This is a genomic window from Streptomyces sp. MZ04 (assembly GCF_004684775.1).
Lineage (GTDB): Bacteria > Actinomycetota > Actinomycetes > Streptomycetales > Streptomycetaceae > Streptomyces.
Genome location: NZ_SRIC01000436.1, coordinates 1 through 4,827, shown reverse-complemented (window position 1 = coordinate 4,827; position 4,827 = coordinate 1). Strand labels below are relative to the sequence as shown.

Below are 4,827 nucleotides of genomic sequence, written 5' to 3'. Positions count from 1 at the left end.
GCCCCACCCCGGCCGGAGGCCTCGGCACCGCCGCCTCGATACTCCTCGGCGGTGTCGCCGGGCTCGCGCTGCTGCGGCTCGTCGCCGACTTCGATCTCTACGGGGATCTCGGCAACGCCTGGATCGTCTACCTCGACGACGACTTCGGGGAGTTCTGGGGCGTCACCGTCATCCTGCTCGGCATCGGCTTCCTCGCCGCCATCCCCGTCTTCCTGACCTGGTTCCACCGGGTACGGATGAACGCGGAGGCGCTCGCACCGGGACGGCACCGGCAGTCGCCGGGCATGGCGATCGGCGCGTGGTTCATCCCGGTGGCCAACTGGTGGATCCCCAAGCAGATCACCGACGACATCATCGGAGCGAGCGAGCCGCCGGGGGCCGCGCAGCCACCGGCGGGACCGTACGGATCGGGACCGTACGGATCGGGACCGTACGGATACGGCCCGCAGCCCCATCGTCCCGGGAACGGCACCGTCACCGCCTGGTGGATCACCTGGGTCGCGTCCAGCGTCACCAGCGCGCTCGCCTGGATGCTGCTGTCGAGCGCGGACGACGGCGACGTCGGGCAGGCAAGGACGGCCGTGCTGATGTTCATCCTCTCCGACCTGACCCTGATCGCCGCGGGCATCTGCGGCCTCATGGCGGTCCGCCTGATCAGCACCCTCCAGGACGTACGGCTCGGATTCGCCCGCCCCGGAATGCCGGGTACGCCGATGCCTCCGCAGCGGCCGCCGGGCTGGTAGCCGCCGCCTCCGACTACGCTGGGAGATCGATCGATCCCCCTTACCTGGAGCGTTAATGGCCGTCAATCTGGTCAATGTCGAGGCAGTCAGCAAGGTGTACGGCACCCGTGCCCTGCTCGACGGTGTCTCCCTCGGCGTGTCCGAGGGGGACCGGATCGGCGTCGTGGGGCGCAACGGAGACGGGAAGACGACCCTCATCCGGATGCTCGCCAAGCTGGAGGAGGCCGACACCGGACGGGTCACGCACAACGGCGGGCTTCAGCTCGGCGTGCTGACCCAGCACGACTCGCTCGACCCCGAGGCGACCGTCCGGCACGAGGTGATCGGTGACCTCGCCGATCATGAGTGGGCCGGAAACGCCAAGGTCCGTGACGTGCTCACCGGGCTTTTCGGCGGGCTCGACCTGCCCGGATTCCCGCAGGGGCTCGACACCGTCATCGGGCCGCTCTCCGGTGGCGAGCGGCGCCGCATCGCGCTCGCGAAGCTGCTCATCGGCGAGCCCGACCTGATCGTGCTCGACGAGCCGACCAACCACCTGGACGTCGAGGGCATCGCCTGGCTCGCCGAGCACCTGCGGACACGGCGCTCGGCGCTCGTCTGCGTCACGCACGACCGCTGGTTCCTCGACCAGGTGTGCACCCGCATGTGGGACGTACAGAGCGGGTCCGTCTACGAGTACGAGGGCGGGTACTCCGATTACGTCTTCGCGCGTGCCGAGCGTGAGCGCATCGCGGCCACCGAGGAGACCAAGCGCAAGAACCTGATGCGCAAGGAGCTGGCCTGGCTCCGGCGCGGTGCGCCCGCCCGGACCAGCAAGCCGCGGTACCGCATCGAGGCCGCGAACGAGCTCATCGCCGACGTGCCGCCGCCCCGGGACAGCAGCGAACTGATGAAGTTCGCGACGTCACGGCTCGGCAAGACCGTCTTCGACCTGGAGGACGTGACCGTCCAGGCCGGGCCGAAGGTGCTGCTCAAGCATCTGACCTGGCAGCTCGGTCCGGGCGACCGCATCGGCCTGGTCGGGGTGAACGGCGCGGGCAAGACCTCGCTGCTCCGGGCGATGGCCGAGGCCCAGCGCTCCGACGGCGACGTACAGCCCGAGGGCGGCCGGGTCGTGGTCGGCAAGACCGTGAAGCTGGCCTACCTCTCGCAGGAGGTGGCCGAGCTCAGCCCGACGCTGCGGGTGCTGCAGGCCGTGCAGCAGGTGCGCGAGCGCGTCGACCTCGGCAAGGGCCGGGAGATGACCGCGGGGCAGCTCTGCGAGACCTTCGGCTTCAACAAGGAGAAGCAGTGGACGCCGGTCGGTGATCTCTCCGGTGGCGAGCGGCGTCGGCTTCAGCTGCTCCGGCTCCTGATGGACGAGCCGAACGTCCTCTTCCTCGACGAGCCGACCAACGACCTCGACATCGAGACGCTGACTCAGCTCGAGGACGTGCTTGACGGGTGGCCGGGGTCGATGGTCGTGATCTCGCACGACCGGTTCTTCCTGGAGCGCACTACCGACAAGGTGTTCGCACTTCTGGGTGACGCCACGATGCGGATGCTGCCGCGCGGCATCGACGAGTACCTGGAGCGGCGCAAGCGGATGGCGGACGCCGGCATGCCTGCGGCACCCCTCGCCGCTTCGGCGTCCGCGGCCGCCGCACCGGCCGCCGCGCAGAAGGCCGTTTCGTCTGCCGACGCACGCGCCGCCAAGAAGGAACTCCAGAAGATCGAGCGGCAGCTGGACAAGATGTCCACGAAGGAGACGTGGCTGCACGCGCAGATCGCCGATAACGCCACGAACTTCGAAAAGGTGGCTGAACTGGACGCCGAGCTGCGTGAACTCATCGGCGAGCGCGACGAGTTGGAGATGCGCTGGCTGGAGCTGGCGGAGGGCGCGTAGAAGTCTCGTAACAGACGCATCACGGGCCGGTCCTCCCTTGGGAACAGGGGGCGGACCGGTCAGGTGTGCTAGGGGCGCAGGGTGATAGAAAGGTCGGCCTGAGCACCACTTGGCGTGCCGAAAAATCAGTGAAGGGGGAAGCGCTGATGACTCAGCCGCCCAACCAGCCGCCGTCCGGCGGTTTCGGAGCTCCGCAGGATCCGCAGCAGGGAGCCGCTCCGCAGCCACCGGGCCAGCCACCGCAGGCACCCGGCCAGCCGCCGCAGGCACCCGGCCAGCCGCCGGCCCCGCCGTCCGGCGCCCCGCAGCCCGGCTACGGCTACCCGCAGACTCCGCCCGCGACCCAGCCCGGTTACGGCTACCCGCAACAGCCCGGCCAGCCCGGCCCGTACAACCAGCCCGGCCCGTACAACCAGCCCGGTCCGTACGGCCAGCCCCAGCAGCCCGGCCCCTACGGCCAGCCGCAGTACGGATACCCGCAGACGCAGCCGCAGTTCCCCGGCGCCCCGGGTGCTCCCGGCACCCCGCCCGACGGCGGCAGCAAGAACCCGTTCAAGGGCAAGCCCGGTCTGATCGTGGCGGCCGTGGCCGTCGGCGCGCTCGTCATCGGCGGTGTCGCCTGGGCGGTCGTCGGCGGCGGTGACGAAGGCAAGAAGAAGAAGCCGACGGCCGGCAAGAGCGACGACCCCAAGCCCACTGGCTCCGCCCCGGTCAACCCCGGTAACGGCGACGGCGACGGCGGCGGGGAGCAGGAAGACCTCAACGCGGGCCGCCAGCCCGGCGAGTCGAAGGTGCTCTGGTACAAGGAAGCGCCCAAGGTGCCCGGTTCGGGCGCCGACGCCAACGGCATGTGGGTCAAGGGCGATGTCGCCGCCAAGGCCGCGTTCAAGGAGATCAACTCCTACAACGTCGAGACGGGCAAGTCCGCTTGGCCCACGATCAAGTTCCCGCAGAAGATCTGCGGCACGACCCCGACGCCCACCGCCGACGGCAAGATCGTCGTCGCGTACAAGGACGGGCTCAAGGACGACGCCAAGTGCAGCCAGATCCAGGTCGTCGACCTGAAGACGGGCGACAAGGGCTGGAATAAGCCGGTCAAGGAGGAAGGTCTCTTCGACTTCTCCAGCAACGTCGACCTCTCCATCACCGGTGACACGCTGATGGTCGGCCGCTCCCAGTCCGGCACGGCGCTGCGGATGAGCGACGGCAAGAAGCTCTTCGTGTCCGACAAGAAGGACGAGGGCACCTGCTTCCCCAGCGGCTTCGCCGGCGGCAAGAAGATGCTCCGCGCCCTGTCGTGCGGTGCGGGCTCCGACAGCGAGCACGACGAGCTGCAGCAGCTGGACCCGAAGACCGGCAAGGCCGTCTGGACGAAGAAGTTCCCCAAGGGCTGGCAGGTCGGCCGGATCTACTCCGAGAGCCCCACGGTCGTCTACCTCAACAATGAGGACAAGAAGCAGTGGAACATCACCACGCTGAAGCCCAACAGCAGCGAAACCCGCTCTGAGGTCAGCGTCGACGAGAAGTTCGCACCGGAGTGCGGCGGTTCGACGTTCCTCGGCGGCAGCCTGCAGGGCTGCCTGGGCGCGACGGTCGACGACAAGAACCTCTACCTGCCGACCGAGGCGAGCTCCGGTGCCAACGAGGTCGTCGCGATCAGCCTCTCCACCGGCAAGGAGGCCTGGCGCACGAAGTCTCCGCTGGAGGAGTCGATGCTGCCGATCAAGGCCGAGGGCGGTTCGCTCATCGCCTATGTCAACCCGTCGTACGACGCGGGCGGCCAGGTCGTCTCGATCCCGACGTCGGGTTCGCACAAGCCCAAGACCCTTCTGAAGAACCCGGAAGGGACCGCGGAGATCGAGAGCGGCTTCTTCTCGAAGGACGTCGACTACGTGGACGGACGCTTCTACATCTCCACCACGCGGCTCTCGGGCAGCACCCAGGGCCAGGAGAAGCTGATGCTGGCCTACGGCAAGTGATCCGGACGCTCCGCTGGAAGACCGGTACGCCACGTGCAGGTGCGCTGTGGCTGGTCGCGCAGTTCCCCGCGCCCCTTCGGGGCGCTACCCCTTCTCGCAGCACGCTTCGCCTCAAGGAAAAGACGTCATGACGCAGCCCCCACCGCCCAACGAGCCCCCGCAGGGCGGCTTCGGCGCCCCTCAGGACCCGCCGCCCAGCGGCTTCGGCGCTCCCCAGGAC

General features: G+C 69.0%; 3 protein-coding genes. All 3 read left to right on the top strand.

The features are described 5' to 3' along the window. The coding region (locus tag E2651_RS41245) for a DUF4328 domain-containing protein (protein WP_135336402.1) at nucleotides 1-743 on the top strand (743 nt) is incomplete at its 5' end. Nucleotides 744-798: 55 nt separating this feature from the next. Beyond that, nucleotides 799-2,628, top strand: coding sequence for an ABC-F family ATP-binding cassette domain-containing protein (locus tag E2651_RS41240; protein ID WP_135336401.1), 1,830 nt, complete (start codon nucleotides 799-801; stop codon nucleotides 2,626-2,628). Between the two features lie 146 nt (nucleotides 2,629-2,774). Continuing rightward, nucleotides 2,775-4,607, top strand: a complete 1,833-nt coding sequence (locus E2651_RS41235) for a PQQ-binding-like beta-propeller repeat protein (RefSeq protein ID WP_135336400.1) — start codon at nucleotides 2,775-2,777, stop codon at nucleotides 4,605-4,607. Nucleotides 4,608-4,827: the final 220 nt, after the last annotated feature.

Bases quoted from the DNA above. Each gene is read 5' to 3' on its own strand.
- E2651_RS41235 (WP_135336400.1), top strand. From the start codon at position 2,775: ATGACTCAGCCGCCCAACCAGCCGCCGTCCGGCGGTTTCGGAGCTCCG.
- E2651_RS41240 (WP_135336401.1), top strand. From the start codon at position 799: ATGGCCGTCAATCTGGTCAATGTCGAGGCAGTCAGCAAGGTGTACGGC.